General features: G+C 64.2%; 16 protein-coding genes. 8 read left to right on the top strand and 8 right to left on the bottom strand.

Annotated elements, in window-relative coordinates; translation table 11 throughout:
• Positions 1 to 179: 179 nt before the first annotated feature.
• From CH305_RS17285 to CH305_RS17300, 4 genes are read left to right on the top strand one after another with little or no spacing between them, the layout of a single operon-like run.
• Positions 180 to 1,337 carry a Gfo/Idh/MocA family protein gene (locus CH305_RS17285; RefSeq protein ID WP_094704421.1) on the top strand — a complete coding sequence of 386 codons (1,158 nt, stop codon included), beginning with the start codon at positions 180 to 182 and terminating at the stop codon, positions 1,335 to 1,337.
• Complete coding sequence (locus CH305_RS17290; protein WP_094704381.1) at positions 1,334 to 2,515, top strand: dihydrodipicolinate synthase family protein; 1,182 nt, start codon at positions 1,334 to 1,336, stop codon at positions 2,513 to 2,515. The genes CH305_RS17285 and CH305_RS17290 overlap by 4 nt, the downstream gene beginning before the upstream one ends.
• On the top strand, positions 2,512 to 3,363 hold the full coding sequence (locus CH305_RS17295; protein ID WP_094609964.1) for a sugar phosphate isomerase/epimerase: 852 nt from the start codon (positions 2,512 to 2,514) through the stop codon (positions 3,361 to 3,363). The genes CH305_RS17290 and CH305_RS17295 overlap by 4 nt, the downstream gene beginning before the upstream one ends.
• Positions 3,360 to 4,442: a glycerate kinase gene (locus CH305_RS17300; protein WP_094704382.1), complete on the top strand. Its 1,083-nt coding sequence runs from the start codon at positions 3,360 to 3,362 to the stop codon at positions 4,440 to 4,442. Before CH305_RS17295 ends, CH305_RS17300 begins: the two co-directional genes overlap by 4 nt.
• 65 nt (positions 4,443 to 4,507) lie before the next feature.
• Here CH305_RS17300 and CH305_RS17305 read toward each other — a convergent pair whose 3' ends face one another.
• From CH305_RS17305 to aztA, 5 genes are all read right to left on the bottom strand, one after another.
• The gene (locus CH305_RS17305; protein WP_094609966.1) at positions 4,508 to 4,885 is read right to left on the bottom strand and encodes a hypothetical protein; all 378 of its coding nucleotides are present in this window, start codon (positions 4,883 to 4,885) and stop codon (positions 4,508 to 4,510) included.
• 111 nt (positions 4,886 to 4,996) lie between these two features.
• Positions 4,997 to 5,461 carry a nucleoside deaminase gene (locus CH305_RS17310; protein WP_094704383.1) on the bottom strand — a complete coding sequence of 155 codons (465 nt, stop codon included), beginning with the start codon at positions 5,459 to 5,461 and terminating at the stop codon, positions 4,997 to 4,999.
• A gap of 79 nt (positions 5,462 to 5,540) precedes the next feature.
• Positions 5,541 to 5,918, bottom strand: a complete 378-nt coding sequence (locus tag CH305_RS17315; protein ID WP_256983833.1) for a helix-turn-helix transcriptional regulator — start codon at positions 5,916 to 5,918, stop codon at positions 5,541 to 5,543.
• 392 nt (positions 5,919 to 6,310) lie between these two features.
• Positions 6,311 to 7,327 (bottom strand): hypothetical protein, encoded by a 1,017-nt coding sequence (locus CH305_RS17320; protein ID WP_094704385.1) that lies wholly within the window; start codon positions 7,325 to 7,327, stop codon positions 6,311 to 6,313.
• A 101-nt stretch (positions 7,328 to 7,428) separates the two neighbouring features.
• Complete coding sequence (aztA, locus tag CH305_RS17325; RefSeq protein WP_094704386.1) at positions 7,429 to 8,076, bottom strand: zinc ABC transporter ATP-binding protein AztA; 648 nt, start codon at positions 8,074 to 8,076, stop codon at positions 7,429 to 7,431.
• A 21-nt stretch (positions 8,077 to 8,097) separates the two neighbouring features.
• Between aztA and aztB the strand changes: the two genes are divergently transcribed.
• From aztB to aztD, 4 genes are all read left to right on the top strand, one after another.
• Positions 8,098 to 8,931 carry a zinc ABC transporter permease AztB gene (gene aztB, locus CH305_RS17330; protein ID WP_094704387.1) on the top strand — a complete coding sequence of 278 codons (834 nt, stop codon included), beginning with the start codon at positions 8,098 to 8,100 and terminating at the stop codon, positions 8,929 to 8,931.
• A gap of 50 nt (positions 8,932 to 8,981) precedes the next feature.
• Positions 8,982 to 10,205, top strand: a complete 1,224-nt coding sequence (locus CH305_RS17335; RefSeq protein WP_256983835.1) for a hypothetical protein — start codon at positions 8,982 to 8,984, stop codon at positions 10,203 to 10,205.
• Positions 10,202 to 11,098 carry a zinc ABC transporter substrate-binding protein AztC gene (gene aztC, locus CH305_RS17340; protein ID WP_094704388.1) on the top strand — a complete coding sequence of 299 codons (897 nt, stop codon included), beginning with the start codon at positions 10,202 to 10,204 and terminating at the stop codon, positions 11,096 to 11,098. The genes CH305_RS17335 and aztC overlap by 4 nt, the downstream gene beginning before the upstream one ends.
• A gap of 83 nt (positions 11,099 to 11,181) precedes the next feature.
• Positions 11,182 to 12,417, top strand: coding sequence for a zinc metallochaperone AztD (aztD, locus tag CH305_RS17345; protein ID WP_094704389.1), 1,236 nt, complete (start codon positions 11,182 to 11,184; stop codon positions 12,415 to 12,417).
• A gap of 65 nt (positions 12,418 to 12,482) precedes the next feature.
• Here aztD and CH305_RS17350 read toward each other — a convergent pair whose 3' ends face one another.
• From CH305_RS17350 to CH305_RS17360, 3 genes are all read right to left on the bottom strand, one after another.
• Entirely contained in the window at positions 12,483 to 14,108 is a 1,626-nt protein-coding gene (locus CH305_RS17350) for a long-chain fatty acid--CoA ligase (protein ID WP_094704390.1), read from the bottom strand.
• A gap of 68 nt (positions 14,109 to 14,176) precedes the next feature.
• The gene (locus tag CH305_RS17355) at positions 14,177 to 15,256 is read right to left on the bottom strand and encodes an alpha/beta hydrolase (protein WP_094704391.1); all 1,080 of its coding nucleotides are present in this window, start codon (positions 15,254 to 15,256) and stop codon (positions 14,177 to 14,179) included.
• Positions 15,257 to 15,327: 71 nt separating this feature from the next.
• Entirely contained in the window at positions 15,328 to 16,212 is an 885-nt protein-coding gene (locus tag CH305_RS17360; protein WP_094704392.1) for a tagatose-bisphosphate aldolase, read from the bottom strand.
• Between the last annotated feature and the right edge of the window lie 57 nt (positions 16,213 to 16,269).

Below are 16,269 nucleotides of genomic sequence, written 5' to 3' on the forward strand. Positions count from 1 at the left end.
GACGGTCACCTCTTGACCGATCGACTTCGACAGCATAGCTTGGAAAGCGCATTCCGAAGCTGACTTTCCCTCACGACGCGTAGTGGACTTTCCGCCACACCGTCGATACGGCCCCATCCGTCATGGCTCGCCGTCGTCCCACGTCCTTCGTCATCAGTGCACAGAAAGGGCAATCTCTCATGCCCACACCCACCCGTACCTTGCGCATCGCCATGAACGGCGTCACCGGCCGCATGGGCTACCGTCAGCATCTCCTTCGGTCCATTCTGCCCATCCGCGACGCCGGCGGACTCCTTCTCGACGACGGCACGCGCATCCAGGTCGAGCCGATCCTGGTCGGACGCAACGAGGCCAAGCTCCAAGAGCTCTGCAGCCGGCACGGTATCGCCGAGTACACCACCGACAGCTCATCCGTCATCGACGACGCCTCCATCGACATCTACTTCGACGCCCAGGTCACCTCGCGGCGCGCCGAGGCACTCTCGTCGGCGATGAAGGCCGGCAAACACATCTTCACCGAGAAGCCGACCGCCGAAACACTGACACAAGCCATCGAACTGGCCCGCATCGGACAGAACGCTGGAATCACGGCCGGCGTCGTGCACGACAAGCTCTACCTCCCCGGACTCGTCAAGCTCAAGCGGCTCGTCGACGAAGGATTCTTCGGTCGCATCCTTTCCCTGCGAGGCGAATTCGGCTACTGGGTCTTCGAAGGTGACGGCCAGCCCGCCCAACGTCCCAGCTGGAACTACCGGGCCGAGGACGGCGGCGGCATCGTCGTCGACATGTTCTGCCACTGGAACTACGTTCTCGAAGGCATCCTCGGCAAGGTCGAGACGGTCACCGCGAAGACCGCCACCCATATTCCGACGCGCTGGGACGAACAGGGCAACGAATACGCCGCCACCGCCGACGACGCCGCATACGGCATTTTCGAGATGGAGAACGGCGTTGTCGCCCAGATCAACTCGTCGTGGGCGGTGCGGGTGTTCCGGGACGAACTCGTCGAATTCCAGATCGACGGTACGCAGGGCTCCGCGGTCGCGGGGTTGCGAAACTGCGTCGCTCAGCATCGTTCGCACACCCCCAAGCCTGTGTGGAACCCAGATCTGCCCGTCACCGAACCGTTCCGCGATCAGTGGCTCGAGGTCCCCGCCAACGCCGACCTGGACAACGGTTTCAAGTTGCAATGGGAAGAGTTTCTGCGCGACGTCGTCGCCGAACGGCCGCACCGCTACGGTCTGCTCTCTGCCGCCCGCGGTGTGCAGCTGGCCGAGCTCGGTCTGCGATCCTCGGCCGAGGGCCGTCGCCTCGACGTCCCGGAGATCGCGCTGTGACCGCCGTCGACTCCCGGGTGTCGATCACCCTCCCCGGCCACGGGGTCCACGCGCTCGGTGAGCCGGGCGAGTGGACCAAGCCCACTGCACCCATCACCTCACGCGTCGCATATGCCGCCGCGCACGTCATCCCAAAGGCCGCGGGGGACAACACTCCGGGGGCTTTCGCCGACATCGATTGGGACTCCACCCTGGCGTACCGCCACGAACTCTGGTCCTACGGACTGGGCGTCGCCGACGCGATGGATACCGCCCAGCGCGGAATGGGCCTGGACTGGGCCGCGACGTCCGAGCTGATCCGCCGCTCCGGAGCCGAAGCGGCGCGCGTCGGCGGGTCACTCGCCTGCGGTGCGGGCACGGACCAACTCGACCTGGATGCGCTGCCGTCGGGCAAGGACGGTCTCGCTGCTGTACTCGACGCCTACCGTGAGCAGATCGCGGTGGTCACCGAGTCGGGCGCGAAGGTGATTGTGATGGCCTCACGCGCCCTGGCTCGGGTGGCGACGTCACCCGACGACTATCTGTCGGTCTACTCGACCCTGCTCGGCGAGGTCGATGAGCCAGTCGTATTGCATTGGCTCGGAACGATGTTCGATCCGGCGCTCGCCGGGTACTGGGGAAGCGCAGACATCCCCTCGGCCACTGCGACTTTCGAGAGCCTGATCGGCTCGCATTCATCCAAGGTCGATGGCGTGAAGGTGTCGTTGCTCGACGCCCAGCACGAGATCGCCCTGCGAGCCGGGCTACCCGACGGCGTCCGCCTCTACACAGGCGACGACTTCAACTATCCCGAGCTGATCATCGGTGACGGACAGCATCATTCGGATGCACTACTCGGTATCTTCGCCGGCATCTACCCTGCGGCGTCGACGGCCCTGCAGGAACTCGACCTCGGCAACACCGCTCGCGCCGAGGATATTCTGCGCTCGACGCAGGAACTCGGCCGGCACATCTTCGGCGCTCCCACGTATTACTACAAGACCGGAATTGCGTTCCTGTCGTGGCTCAACGGCAAGCAACCTGGGTTCTCGATGGTGGGCGGCTTGGCATCCGGACGCAGCGTGCAGCATCTGACGACGCTGTTCGTCCTGGCCGATCGCGCAGGGTTGCTGGCGGATCCATCGCTGGCCGCGCACCGCATGGGGCTCTACCTCGAACTGAACGGGGCAGCGTCGTGAGTATCGCACCGTTCGACCTCGACAACCCCTACGCAGCACTGTCTCTCAACACCAAGACGACGAACGCCTGGACGCTGAAGCAAGCCGTCGACGGTGCCGCGCGAGCCGGGCTGGGTGCAATAGGTCCGTGGCGGGATCGAATTCAGGAAGCCGGTGTGAGCGAGTCGGCCAAGCTGATCTCGGACGCCGGTCTGCGGGTGTCGAGCCTTTGCCGCGGCGGTTTCCTCACGGCGCTCGACGACGACGGTCTCGACGACAACCGTCGCGCTCTCGACGAAGCCGCCGAACTCGGAGCGCCCGAGCTCGTGATGGTCATGGGTGGCATCCCCGATCGCGACCTCGTCGGAGCTCGGGCTCGGGTGGAGGAGAGGCTGGCCCTGCTCGTTCCGTACGCACTCGAGCGGGGTGTGCGCATCGCGCTCGAACCCTTGCATCCGATGTTCGTGGCCGACCGCGCGGTCATCTCCACACTGAGACAAGCATTGTCGATGGCCGAGCCGCACCCGGTGGAGGCCGTGGGCGTCGTCGTCGACACCTTCCACGTGTGGTGGGATCCGGAGCTGGAGTCGCTGATCCGAATAGCTGGTGAGCGTGGCCGCATCAGCTCGTACCAGGTGTGCGACTGGCTGGTGCCGATGGAAGCCGACCCCCTCCTCTCTCGCGGAATGATGGGCGACGGTGTGATCGACTTCGAGTCCATCGGCCGATGGGTTCGAGGCGCTGGATACCGGGGTGATGTGGAAGTGGAGATCTTCAACGCTGCTGTGTGGGCGACCGACGGGGACCAGGTGATCGAGACGATGAAGCAGCGCTACCGCGATCTGGTTCTGCCCAGTCTGATCGCATGAGAATTCTCTTCGCCCCCGATTCCTTCAAAGGCACCATCGACGCTGTCGACGCCGCCGCGGCGCTGATCGAGGGGTGGGCTGCCGTCCGCACCGGTGACGACCTGGTGTCGATGCCGCAGGCCGACGGGGGTGAAGGGACACTCGATGTGCTTGCAGCGTGCTCGGCTGACCCGACGTGGTCGTCGGTGTCCGGTGTCTGCGGCCCGGACGGTCGGCCCGTCGACGCGCGATGGTTGACGCTCGAGAGCGGCCGGGCGGTGATCGAGCTGGCGGAGTCCTCGGGCATCGCGATGATGGAGTCGCTGAATGCACTGACCGCGACGACGCGCGGGCTCGGAGACGTGATCCGGGAGTGCGGTTCGGATCGAATCTCGGTGGCACTCGGGGGCTCGGCCTCCACCGACGGTGGGTTGGGAGTGCTCCGGGCACTGGGTGTTCGGGTGCTGGACGAATCGGGTCAGGACGTTCCGGAGGGCGGTGCCGGTCTGCTGGTCGCCCGATCGGTGGACGCGTCGGGCCTCGCGGGAGTGCCGTCCGACATCGAATTGCTGACCGATACGCGCGCGGGGTTGTTCGGACCCGACGGTGCCGCGCAGGTATTCGGGCCGCAGAAGGGTGCGTCGGCCGCGGATATCGAGATGCTGGACGGGGCATTGCAGCGCTGGGCCGAGTTGCTCGCCGACGCCGGCTTGCCGGCCGACCCGTTCATGCCGGGGACCGGCTCTGCCGGCGGAGTCGGATTTGGGCTGTGCGCGCTGGGGGCTCGTGTATCCGGCGGGGCGGAACGGGTGTCAGAGCTGACAGGACTGTCGGCTGCTGTTCCTGCAGCGGACCTCGTGGTGACGGGTGAGGGCAAGTTCGACCGCACGTCGCTGACGGGCAAACTCGTCGGACATGTGGTCCAGATATGTTCGGACGCTTCAGTTCCGGTGTCGGTGGTCGCCGGGGCAGTGGATTCGGACGTCGAAGTGCGGACCGTGTCGCTGACGGACCTTGCCGGCAGTAGCGAGGCGGCCATGGCGGATCCGCGACGATGGTTGATCGCTGCTGGACGGCGTCTGGCACAGAAAGTCCGATAGCGACGGGCATCGAGAACGCCGTCGGAATCGGATGACGGCGCGGGCACGAGCATCGCGGCCCGCCATCAGCCGAAGGCGATGCGAAGCCCGACGCTCGCCGTGGCCCCACCGGCGCTGAGGATGAAGTTGTGCCGTCCTTCGTCGCGAAACACCATCTGCATCGGCAGGAACCAGAACCGATTCTCGCCGGTGAAGCCGGCACCGGGGATCTGGAGGCCGCGTTGATTGACGATGTGTTCGCCTTTCGAGTCGAGCACTTCGAGCGTCGCGGGGAAGTCCTTGCCGATGTCGTCGGGCCCGGTCTGTAGGAGCGCGACCAGTCGGCATTCGAGCATGCGCGTGTCGCGAGGGACTGTGCAGGAATCCCAGACGCCGCCGAGAATGTCGAGCATGTCGTTGGAGGCTCGCGCATACTCCGCGAAAAACAACCCGGTGATGATCATCGGCTTCGCCTACCTCCTTCGATCGACACTGGTTTCTGAGTGTTCGCGACACACTGGGTCAACAGTCGCGTCCATAACCCTAAGCGGTGGGTTCATGGTCGGCTGCGCTGCTCACGCCTCTTCGCCGATGTCTTCGAGCCACAGGCCCGGTCGCTCTGCCAACATGCGTTCCATCAGTCGCACACATTCAGCGTCGTCGAGGACGTCGACCTGAACCCCATGTTCGCGTAGCAAGCTTTCCGATGCCTCGAACGACCGGTTCTCGCCGACGACGATCCGAGGAATCTCGTACAGCAGAGCAGTTCCCGCGCACATGAAGCACGGAGACAAGGTGGTGTACAGGACAGAGTTGCGGTACACCGAAGCCGGCAGTCGACCCGCCCGCTCGATACAGTCGGTTTCTGCATGACGGATTGCGCTGCCCATCTGCACGCGGCGGTTCCGCCCCACAGCAAGAACTTCGCCGTCGTGGACAAGTGCCGCGCCGATCGGAACGCCGCCTTCAGCCCAGCCGATCTGTGCTTGCTCTGTTGCGAGTCCGAGGAAGTACTCATCGGTGCGTGCGGGATCGGTCACGGTTCCTCCTGGGAGTCTGCAAACTGTGAATGCAATCCGTGTCAGTCGAACAGATTGCCGAGGGGCGTGCAGCCTGTGGTCAACGCGGATCGAGCGGCGGCACAGGAATGCCAGATCGATTGTTCAGAGTGATCCTGCAGCCCAGCGCATCCGCAATTGCGATAGCACCATCGAGTTGGACCGAGTCCTTACCGCCTTCGAGAGCTTGGACTGTCGATCGACCAACTCCTGCAAGCAATGCCAGTTCTGCTCGAGTGAGGCGCAATTGATGCCGACGAGCGACGGAGGATTCAGCCAGCTCACTCGAATGCAGTCGGGTTCGTCGTCGCGGGGTGGCCACATTTGCTCCTTGTGCTTGCAACTCTGCTTGCGGAACAGCAACTCCGCGTGGAATTCTCGGGAATGTACAGCCCACAGGTTGGACGACCACCTCCTGGGACAATGGTGATTCCGTCATCTATCCACTGGTGTGCAAGAATGTAAGAAACAACGTGAGCCTGCAGGTTCGGTGTGAAGTCAAGCGCGGTCCGATCTGGGTAGCGGCCGGTTATCGAACAATCAGTCAGAGCTTCCATCCCACCACCTTTCAGCAGACTATCCGGGTCGGTTGAAAATCCGGTTGAGTGAGATGGGTTCAGTCGGAAGTGCCGGCTACCAGCCAACGAGGTGGTAGCCGGTTTCCTGCTGCTGACCGATCCTGATGATCCGATATCCCGCGAACCATTGTGGTCTGACGGGTACCGAGCTGGCCAACGCGCCCCGCTGGTTCCCTGTGCGTCGACCCATAATCGACCAGGAAGATGTCTGTAGCACGAACCGTCGGCCAATGGCCGACGCGAAATGAATCTATCAGCCACCGGTGCGAGTTGCGTCGATACTCCACTCCACCTCGCCGGGGCAATCGCCGACGTAGATCTTTCTGATCTCACCCGAAAGTCTCTGCGCTGGAGCAGCATTTGGATCGGGGTTGGTCAGGGACACTCGGATCGTTGTCTGTTGCTGACCCGATCCGTCGTCACAGGAGGCCGTTGCGTAGGTCGCTTCGGACGTCCATGCTCCGTTCGACCACTCCAGCATAGGCAGAACGTCGGTGGTCGAGTCGATCACGGATACGCAGCGGTCGCCGGTGCGTGTGCAGAAGCTCTGGTAGTTGCCCGTCGCCTGAACGGGCGAGTTGGACAGCCCATTCGTCGCCGAGAGGGGACTCAGGTCGAAACTGTAGGTTCCCGACAACGCGGAGCCGGGCGAGTTCACAAGTGCAGGCACGGCTTCGGGCGGCGGGATGTTCAGCGCCGGGTCGAGTGGCCCGGTGCGTGTGAACGTGTATGTGGTGGTGAATTGCTTCGTGCACGGAGGACCGGCGTGTGTTGTCGCGGTGCCTGCGATCAGCGAGCCGTCTTCGACTCCCTCCGATTGCTCGAATGCGGCCACTTGCCACGACGGTGCTGACAGGGGTGCGCCGTCCTGGGTGGCGCAGGTGAGCCCCGACGATGGGACGTTCAGAGCCCACTTCCCGTCGATGTAGTCCAGCGCGATGGGCTGAGGAGGAGGCAGTGGAACGATCTTGGGGTAGGTGACCAATGCCGACGCAACACACGCGCCGGTTGCCTCTGGGCAATACGACTTGACCGCGAAGGTCGTCGTTCGGTACTCGGGTGCCAGGGGTGTCAGGTCTGCCCGAACCTCTTGGACTTGCTCGAGCTCGTACGTTCCCTCGAACACTGCGCCCGGATTCGGCACCGATGCAGCGGTTGGCGATGCCGAATCGGGAGCAGGCGCCTGCTCCGAATCGGTACTCGCACAGCCGACCGCGAGCACGAGAACGACAACCGAGACGGCGATCCGAAACCCTGGTCGCATGTTCATGGCAGCGAGTCCTCACCGGTGGCTCCCCGCGTGGGTGTGGAGAGTGGAGGTCACTATCGCACAGCTGACCAGGGCGCGAGGGTGGTTCGGTCGATAAGCCGTCATCGAGTAACCGACAAGACCTCACCGCGTCCCAGGGTGATGGTCGTATCGGCGCGGCCGGCACTCTCGGCGTCGTGTGTCGCGACCACCACGACTGCGCCGCGACCGACCTCGTCGTCGATCACACCGTCGATGATCTGTCGCGCCTCGGCATCGAGGCCGGTGGTGGGTTCGTCGAGCAGTACGAGTTCACCGCTCTCGACGAGCGCTTGAGCGAGTAGCGCGCGTTGACGTTGTCCGCCGGAGAGCGCCGACAATCGGCGAGAACGCAGTGCGGTCAGTCCCAGTCGTTCGAGCGCATGCTCTACAGCTCGGAGATCATCAGCGGACGCACGCCCGAGCAGACCGCGCCGAGGCCACGTGCCCATGGCGACGACCTCGCCGACGCTGAGGGCCATCCGGTCGTCGACCTCGCTGCGTTGCGGTACGTAGGTGACGCGTCGACTCCCGGTATGCACCGAACCTGTCGATGGCGCGACGATCCCGGCAAGAACCTGCAGCAGCGTCGACTTTCCGGAGCCGTTGTGTCCGACAAGAGTTGTGAGAGAACCGGGTTCGAAGCGGGCACTCACGTTGTGCAGAGCGGTCGTGTTTCGGTACCGAACGGAGAGGGATTGCACGACTATTGATTCGCTCACGATAATCATTATCGCATAGGGTTCGATCTCGTGGATTGGCTACTGGACCCCTTCGCTGTCTCCTTCGTGCAGCGCGCCCTTGTTGCGGGCATGCTCGTGTCGGTTCTGTGCGCCCTCGTCGGAACCTGGGTTGTGTTGCGCGGCATGGCGTTTCTCAGCGAGGCAGTGTCGCATGGCATGCTCCCCGGCGTTGCCGTCGCGTACCTTCTCAGTGCCAACCTCCTCGTCGGAGCCGCCATCAGTGCGGTCGCGATGATCGGGGGAGTGGCCTGGGTGACCCGCAATTCGCGATTGTCCGAGGACACCGGAATTGGTTTGCTGTTCGTCGGAATGTTGGCCCTCGGGGTGGTGATCGTCTCGCGGGCACGATCGTTCGCCACCGACCTCACGTCCTTCCTGTTCGGCGATGTGCTGTCGGCGACCTATGCCGACCTCGCCTTCCTGGTCGTGGCGACGGCGGTAGCGCTTGTGGTCTCGGTGTTCGCGTATCGACCTTTCGTTGCTCTGGTGTTCGACGAGCGCAAAGCTCACACGTTCGGGTTCCGGCCTCGCCTCGCGCACGTCCTGCTGCTGGCCCTGGTGGTGTTGGCCGTCGTCGCCTCTTTTCGCATCGTGGGGACGTTGCTGGTGTTCGGGTTGCTGGTGGCCCCGTCCGCCACCGCGTATCTGTTCGGCCGATCCATTGCGGTGTCGATGATCATCGCCACGCTCTTCGGATGGTCGGCCACGGCGATAGGCCTGCTGGTGTCCTGGAACGCCGACACCGCGGCCGGTGCGACCATCGCCGGCCTTGCAGTGCTGCAGTTCTTCGTCGTGTTCGCGGCTCGATCGGCACGGGAGTCGATTCGGACAATTGCTCCATGATGGTCTAACGTGAACGACAATCGTTATCAATAAAGATTGGGAGTTCGTGCGTGCGTAGAAGTGTTCTGACCCTCGGAGCGATCGCACTGGTCGTCACCGGATGCAGCAGTGCCGACACCGCCGAGGACGCGCCCGTCGAGGCGACCGGTTCCGCTCAGCCGGGCAGCGACCTCGCGGCCGAGGCCGGCTCCACCGAAGTGCAGGGTCCCGAGCCGAGGCTCGTTGTGGCCGACGCCGATTCCGGAAAGATCGACGTTCTCGATCTCGCTTCCGACGAGACCGTGCATTCGTTCGACGTCGAAAGTGCATCGCGCCTGACGACGATCAACGGCCGATACATCGTCGCGACCGACGACGACCGAGCACGTTTTCTCGACCCGGGATCGTGGACCATCGAGCACGGCGACCACTCGCACTCGTACACCAAGGATCCCGTCGAGCTCGGTGCACTCGATGGAGAAAGCCCCGCCCATGTCATCGCGGGAGATCGTAAGGTTGCAGTCTTCTTCGACGGTGCCGGTACCGCGGACGTCGTCGATTTCGACTCCCTCGGTGCCGGTGACACGACCGTCGCAGCAACCGTCGACACCAATCCCCATCATGGCATCGCCGTCCCGTTGTCCGATCACCTCGTCGTCTCGACCGGCGGCACCCAGGACGATCTGCCCACCGGACTCGAGCTACGCGACTCCGCGGGCAATCCTGCTCGTGCGCTGGATGCCTCGTGCCCCGAGATGCACGGCGAGGCGGTGTTCTCGAGCTATTTCGTGGTGGCCTGCGCCGACGGAGTGGTCAAGGTGGACGCGACGAACGACGAGTTCTCCACCACGAAGTTCCCTTATCCGAACCCGGACGCTCGCGCGTTCACTTTCGCCGAAGGAACACGCGGCTCGTTGGTCGCGGCCCCGACCGAGACCGGTGTGCTGGTGCTCGACACCAGAACCGGCGAGTGGGTCCAGGCGCGCACCGCGGGTGAGTCACTCTCGACCGGTGTGTCGAGCGACGGCAAGACCATTCTCTCTCTGCAGGCCGACGGCACATTTCGAGTGTTCGACGCTGCCACCGGGGCCGAACTTTCCTCGACGCCGGTGCTGTCGGCACCGTACGCCGAGACGAACCCCAAGCCTTCGCTGCACGTGGCGGGCACTCGCGCCTACGTCGCAGACCCGGCGGGGAGCGCCGTGATCGAAATCGACTATCGAGACAGCGGCCGCGTCGCGCGCACCTTCGACTTCGATTTCGTGCCCGCCTCGATCGGTGTGGTCGGATCATGAAAAGGGCTCTGCTGCTGGCGTTGCCGCTGCTTTTTCTGCTGAGTGCATGCGCCGATGCCGACACAACGGGACCGCCGACGATCGTGGTGACGACCAACATTCTGGGCGACATCACCTCGAACATCGTCGGGGATCAGGCCGAGGTGATGGTGCTCATGCCGGCGAACTCCGACCCGCATTCGTTCGAGATCTCGGCCTCGGACGCCGCCCGTGTCTCCCGAGCGGATCTTCTGATAGCCAACGGGCTGGGGTTGGAAGAGGGCATCGTGTCGACGATCGATGCGGCCCGAGCGGAGGGAATCCCGATTGTCGAGGCCGGCCCGGCCGCAGACCCGATTCCGTATGTGAGCGGGCAATCGTCGGGCGCACAGGATCCGCACATCTGGACCGACCCGCAGCGGATGCGCGACGTGGTCGCCCTGATCCGAGACGCGATCACGACCAACATCGAGGGCGTGGACGTCGATTCTGCTGCGACCGAATACGATTCACGACTGGTCGAACTCGATGCCCGAATGACCGAGCAGTTCGAGGCGATCGCTCCAGAGAAACGCAAGCTCGTGACCAATCATCACGTGTTCGGCTACCTGGCTGACCGCTACGACTTCGAGGTGGTGGGGGCGGTGATTCCCAGCGGGACCACGCTTGCGTCACCCAGTGCGTCCGACCTCTCGGAGCTCGCAAACACCGTACGGGAGGCAGGCGTACGGGCGATCTTCGTCGACACCTCGCAACCGGATCGACTCGCGCAGGTGATGGCCTCGGAGGCCGGGGTCCGGATCAACGTTGTTTCGCTGTACACCGAATCGCTCGGAGACGAGAATTCCGAGGCTCCGACATACCTGGACATGATGGACTTCAATACTGCGGCCATCGCTTCCGGTCTGTCCTGAAGTCGAAAGGCGTTGTGACACATGCACTTGTACGCATCAGGCTCTTTGACAATCGTTTGCAAAAACCTGTACTTCTTTGGGTCATGAAGAACTATCGCACTCAACGAACTGTCGGCGCAGTCATCGCGTTGGGCACCTCGGTGGCCCTACTTGCGGCCTGCTCGTCGGACTCGGCCCCCGAAGCGGAGTCCACCACCACCGCCGAAACCGCAGCAGCGCAAAGCGTCTCGGACGCGACGCCGCGTATTGCCACCAGCTACGACGGCGGCGTACTGATTCTCGACGCCCAGACTCTGGAGACAGTCGAGGACATCAGTGGTATCGAGGGATTCACTCGTCTCAACCCGGCCGGAGACGGTCGTCATGTGTTCGTCAGCGGCTCAGGCGCATTCACGGCGCTCGACGCCGGCACCTGGACCGAAGGCTCGGAGCATTTCACCTCGACCCCCGCCATGACCGACATCGCGTTCGATGCCGCGACCCCGGGACACGTCGTTCGTCACGACGGTAAGACCGTCCTGTTCGACGACGGTACCGGCAAGGTCGAGGTGTTCGATTCTGCCGCACTGCTCACGGGTAGCAAGCCCGAGACCGAGTCTTACACCACGCCCGAGGCGCATCACGGCGTGGCCGTGGAACTGTCGGACGGATCCTTGCTGACGACAGTGGGCAACGAGGACGAGCGTACCGGCATCGTCGTTCTCGACGCCGACCGCAAGGAGATCGCTCGCAACGAAGAGTGCCCCGGCGTGCACGGCGAAGCCGTGGCCGCCGACGAGACCGTCGTCGTCGGCTGCGAAGACGGATTGCTGATCTACCGGAACGGTGCCATCACCAAGGTGCAGAGCCCGGATACGTACGGCCGCATCGGCAACCAGGCCGGCGACGAGGAGTCACCCATCCTCCTCGGCGACTACAAGGTCGATCCCGATGCGGAGCTCGAGCGTCCTACCCGCGTGTCGTTGACGAACACGGTCACCGGCGAATTGTCGCTCGTCAACCTCGGCAGCAGCTACACGTTCCGCTCCCTCGGGCGTGGCCCGGCCGGTGAGGCCATCGTCCTCGGCACCGACGGTGCGCTGCACGTCATCGACGTGAACACCAAGGCCGTCACACGCACGATTCCGGTGGTCGAGGCGTGGGAAGAGCCCACCGAATGGCAAGAACCACGTCCGGCTCTGTTCGTCCAGGACGGCACCGCCTACGTGTCCGAGCCTGCCGACAGCGCCGTGCACGCCGTCGATCTGGCGACCGGAACCGTCACGGCTACGGGCGAACTCGCTCACACGCCCAACGAACTGACCGGAGTGACCGGATAGTTCTCGACACAGTACAAGCCCGGTCGCTACTGACACTTCGCAGCGACCGGGCTTGTCGTGTGTCGCTAGACCAGCTCGATGACGTCCAACGCACCGTCGGCGTGTGAACTCCTGAGTCGCTTCTTGTCGTATTTGCCCACACTCGTTTTCGGAACCTCGTCGATGAAGGTCCAGCGCTCCGGCAACTGCCAATGCGCGACGCGGCTGTCGAGGAACTCCTTCAGTTCCTCGGCCGTCACCGACGCACCCTCGCGGACAACGACAGCCACCAGAGGCCGTTCGTCCCACTTGGCGTCCGGCACACCGATGACCGCGGCCTCACGAACTGCCGGATGTCCCATTACCTGGTTCTCGAGTTCCACCGACGAGATCCACTCGCCACCGGACTTGATGATGTCCTTCGAGCGATCGGTCAGGCGAAGGTAGCCGCCCTCGGAGATGGTGCCGACGTCACCGGTCCGCAGCCAGCCGTCGTCGAACTTGTCGTCCGCATCGGCGCGGTAGTAGCTGCCGGTGATCCACGGGCCACGCACCTCGAGTTCGCCGACGGTCTTGCCGTCCCAGGGCAACACCGTTCCCGCATCGTCGACGAGTCGCGCCCGGACTCCGGCGACGAATCGCCCTTGTGTGCAACGCAAGTCGAACTCGTCCTCCGGGGACAGGCCAGCATCGGGCTTGCCGGAGGTGCCCAGTGGGGAGGTCTCGGTCATGCCCCATGCCTGGGAGATGTGCACGCCGTACTTCTCGTGGAATGCCTTCATCAGACTCGGCGGGCACGCGGCACCGCCGACCACCACGTCACGCAGACTCGACAGATCGGCTGGGTGCTCGTCCAGGTGAGCGAGCAGGGCCTGCCAGATCGTCGGAACCGCGGCCGCCGCCGTCGGACGCAACGTCGACATCATCTCCGCCAACGGTGCCGGCTGCAAAAACCTGTCGGGCATGATCAGCGACGCACCGACCATCAGCGCTGCATAGGGCAAGCCCCACGACATCGCGTGGAACATCGGCACGATGGCCAAGACCTTGTCGGACTGCGCGATCGCCATCGCGTCGGTCATGCAGGCCTGCATCGAATGCAGGTAGATCGAGCGATGCGAATACACGACCCCCTTGGGGTCACCGGTGGTGCCCGAGGTGTAACACATTGCGGCAGCTGATCGTTCGTCGAGTTCGGGCCAGTCGAACTCCTCGGGCTGGCCCGCCAGCAGGTCCTCGTAGCCCAGTACTTCGATGCCGTCGGGTGCAGTTACCTGTGCCGGGTCGACGCCAACCACGATGAGATGACGGACGGTCTCGAACGTCGGCAACAACGGCGTCAGGAGGGGAAGCAGGCTGGCGTCCGCGATGATCACCTGATCCTCGGCATGGTTGACGATGTAGGTGAGCTGCTCGGGAAAGAGTCGAATGTTCAGCGTGTGCAGCACCGCGCCCATCGCAGGAATCGCCATGTATGCCTCCATGTGCGGGGCGTTGTTCCACATGAACGTGCCGACGCGCTGATCGTCGTCGATGCCGATCGACCGCAGACCGTGTGCCAGTTGCGCTGCCCGCCTGCCCAATTCCCCGAAGGTCACTGTGGTCGGACCAGTGTCCGTCCAGGTGGTGATCTCGGCCGAGGAGTGAATGGACGTCCCGAATCGAACCAGCTGGCCGATGGACAGAGGGGTGTCCTGCATGGTGCTCTTCATCGATCTCGCTCCTGAAGTCTCGGCACACACGTCGTTGTGCTGCGCGTCACACCATGCACGATACGGACTTACTCGGACGCGTGGTCGCGGGTACCTCGGATTCGGGCGTCGACCTCGCGAATGGTGTCTCGATAGATGTCCGACGCGGGATCGATGACGGCGAAATGGCCACCCGGTCCCTCGACGTAGTCGACGGAATCCGGGCCGGCTGAAGCGGCGGCGTAGTACGCCCGACTGATCTCGAGCAGGTTGGGGTCGTCAGATACCGCACTCACCACCAGATGCGGGACACCGAGCGGGAGCCTCGAGATCGGAGACGACGCCTCGTACGTCTCCTGCGCTCCGGCGAATCGCGCACCGATCGCATTCGACACCGCGCCCTCGCCGAGCCAGCGCTCGTCGCCGACCCGCAGATCGAGCACACCGGCCAGGCTGACCGCGAGAGCAGGTGTCACGGGCTGTCCAACGGAATCGGCCGCGACTCGCAGTGCGAGCTGACCGCCTGCTGAGTGGCCGAACAGAACTACGCGAGACAGATCCAGATCACCGGGTGCCGTCTCCAAGGCAGCGAGGGCGGACGCGACATCGCCGGTCATCGCATCCCACTCGTGCTCGTCGGGGCGACGGTATTCGACGTTCCAGGTCGCGAAGCCGCGCTCCGTCAGATCGACGGCCATCGCGTCCATCAGATCGAACTCCCACCGCGAACGCCAATACCCACCGTGAATCAGCACGGCAACGGGAAAGGGGCCATCACCGACCGGCACGCGCAGTTCGCCGCGTTGCTCCGGGTGATCCCCGTACGACACGATCGTGCCGGGGTGGAAGCGGTGGAAATACACGCTGTCGATCGCGAAGCGCAGCCCGTCGAGTCCGCGGCCACGAATGTGAGTGCGAATTCCATCGGATCGATCCGGTGCGCACTGCCCGAGGTCGACTCGAACGACACTGCTGTACGAGGACGTGTCGACGGGAATTCTGTCGCCGGGAACGACGATCGCCTCATCGGATCCGGTTGCGGCGTCGACGATTCCGCCGGACAGCCCGCGTGCGTCGAGAGCCCTGGCCGCCAGTTCTTGCGCGGTGGCGAGATCGGCGAACACCCCGGGCGCGGCAATGATGTCGATGTGTTTCGAGACGTCGTTCATGGGTTTCACGCTACCCACCGGGCGTCGACCGAGCCCGAACGGCGAGTTCGGGCTCGGTCGAAGGACGCGAATCAGGCGTCGACGGCCTCGTTCAGCTCACGCAGACGGGGCAGTGCGCGGTTGGTGAGCAGGTCCTCGCGGGTCTCGGCGGAGACAGCCATGCTGTCCTTCCACAGCGAGCGGCCTGCCATTGCTCCGCGGGCACCGTTGGCGACGGCGATGCGGACCTGCTCGATGAACGTCTCGTGATCGACACCTGCCGAGAGCACGGCCCACGGAACACCCTGTGCCGCTTCGGTAACGGCCTTGCAGGCCTCGGCCGAACCGGGGTACGGGAGCTTGAGTACCTTGGCACCGCACTCGACCGAGATGCGCGTGGAGTCGGCGATGATCTTGCCGAAGCCGGCCTTGTAATCCTCGTCCGACTCGCCCTCGAGCTGGTAGGTCAGGATCTCGACGATGAGCAGCAGACCCTCGGCGGAGCATGCCTTGACGAGATCCCGGATCTCCTCGGCAACACGGGAATCGACGCCCTGCTGCTCGGGGCGCATGTAGAACAGCATCTTGGCGACGTCGCCGCCGAGGTCACGCACGACGCGCGGAGTGACACCGTCGACGAAGCGGGTGTACCGCAAACCGTCGGTCTCCTCGAAGCCCGACGCATCCATGCCGACCACCAAAGCGGTGTTGCGCGAGAGCACGCCCTCGTCGACGATCTTCGGCAGTGCAACCTCCGGGTCCAGCAGGATCGCCGGTGCGTGATTGCCGAGGTAGCGAACCAGATCGGCCTTGGCCTCGGCGAGCTGATCGACGGTGATCGAGCCCGGTCCGTCGGTGGCGTCCTTCATGACGGCCTTCATGCCGTTGCGCTGATCTCCGGCGACGATGAGCATGTTGCCGTCTGCGGTGGAGATGGCAGCCATTCCGCGACGTTCGAGGGTGGTGAGTTCGTTCATCTTCTTCTCCTGGTGGGTGTTGGGGTCGAGCGCAAGGGAGACAACGTTGTCTCACTG

It is taken from the genome of Rhodococcus sp. 15-649-2-2 (assembly GCF_002258645.1).
Classification (GTDB): Bacteria; Actinomycetota; Actinomycetes; order Mycobacteriales; family Mycobacteriaceae; genus Rhodococcoides.

Bases quoted from the DNA above. Each gene is read 5' to 3' on its own strand.
- CH305_RS17285 (WP_094704421.1), top strand. From the start codon at position 180: ATGCCCACACCCACCCGTACCTTGCGCATCGCCATGAACGGCGTCACC.
- CH305_RS17300 (WP_094704382.1), top strand. From the start codon at position 3,360: ATGAGAATTCTCTTCGCCCCCGATTCCTTCAAAGGCACCATCGACGCT.
- CH305_RS17305 (WP_094609966.1), bottom strand. From the start codon at position 4,885: ATGATCATCACCGGGTTGTTTTTCGCGGAGTATGCGCGAGCCTCCAAC.
- CH305_RS17315 (WP_256983833.1), bottom strand. From the start codon at position 5,918: ATGACGGAATCACCATTGTCCCAGGAGGTGGTCGTCCAACCTGTGGGC.
- CH305_RS17320 (WP_094704385.1), bottom strand. From the start codon at position 7,327: ATGAACATGCGACCAGGGTTTCGGATCGCCGTCTCGGTTGTCGTTCTC.
- aztA (WP_094704386.1), bottom strand. From the start codon at position 8,076: ATGATTATCGTGAGCGAATCAATAGTCGTGCAATCCCTCTCCGTTCGG.
- aztC (WP_094704388.1), top strand. From the start codon at position 10,202: ATGAAAAGGGCTCTGCTGCTGGCGTTGCCGCTGCTTTTTCTGCTGAGT.
- aztD (WP_094704389.1), top strand. From the start codon at position 11,182: ATGAAGAACTATCGCACTCAACGAACTGTCGGCGCAGTCATCGCGTTG.
- CH305_RS17350 (WP_094704390.1), bottom strand. From the start codon at position 14,108: ATGAAGAGCACCATGCAGGACACCCCTCTGTCCATCGGCCAGCTGGTT.
- CH305_RS17355 (WP_094704391.1), bottom strand. From the start codon at position 15,256: ATGAACGACGTCTCGAAACACATCGACATCATTGCCGCGCCCGGGGTG.
- CH305_RS17360 (WP_094704392.1), bottom strand. From the start codon at position 16,212: ATGAACGAACTCACCACCCTCGAACGTCGCGGAATGGCTGCCATCTCC.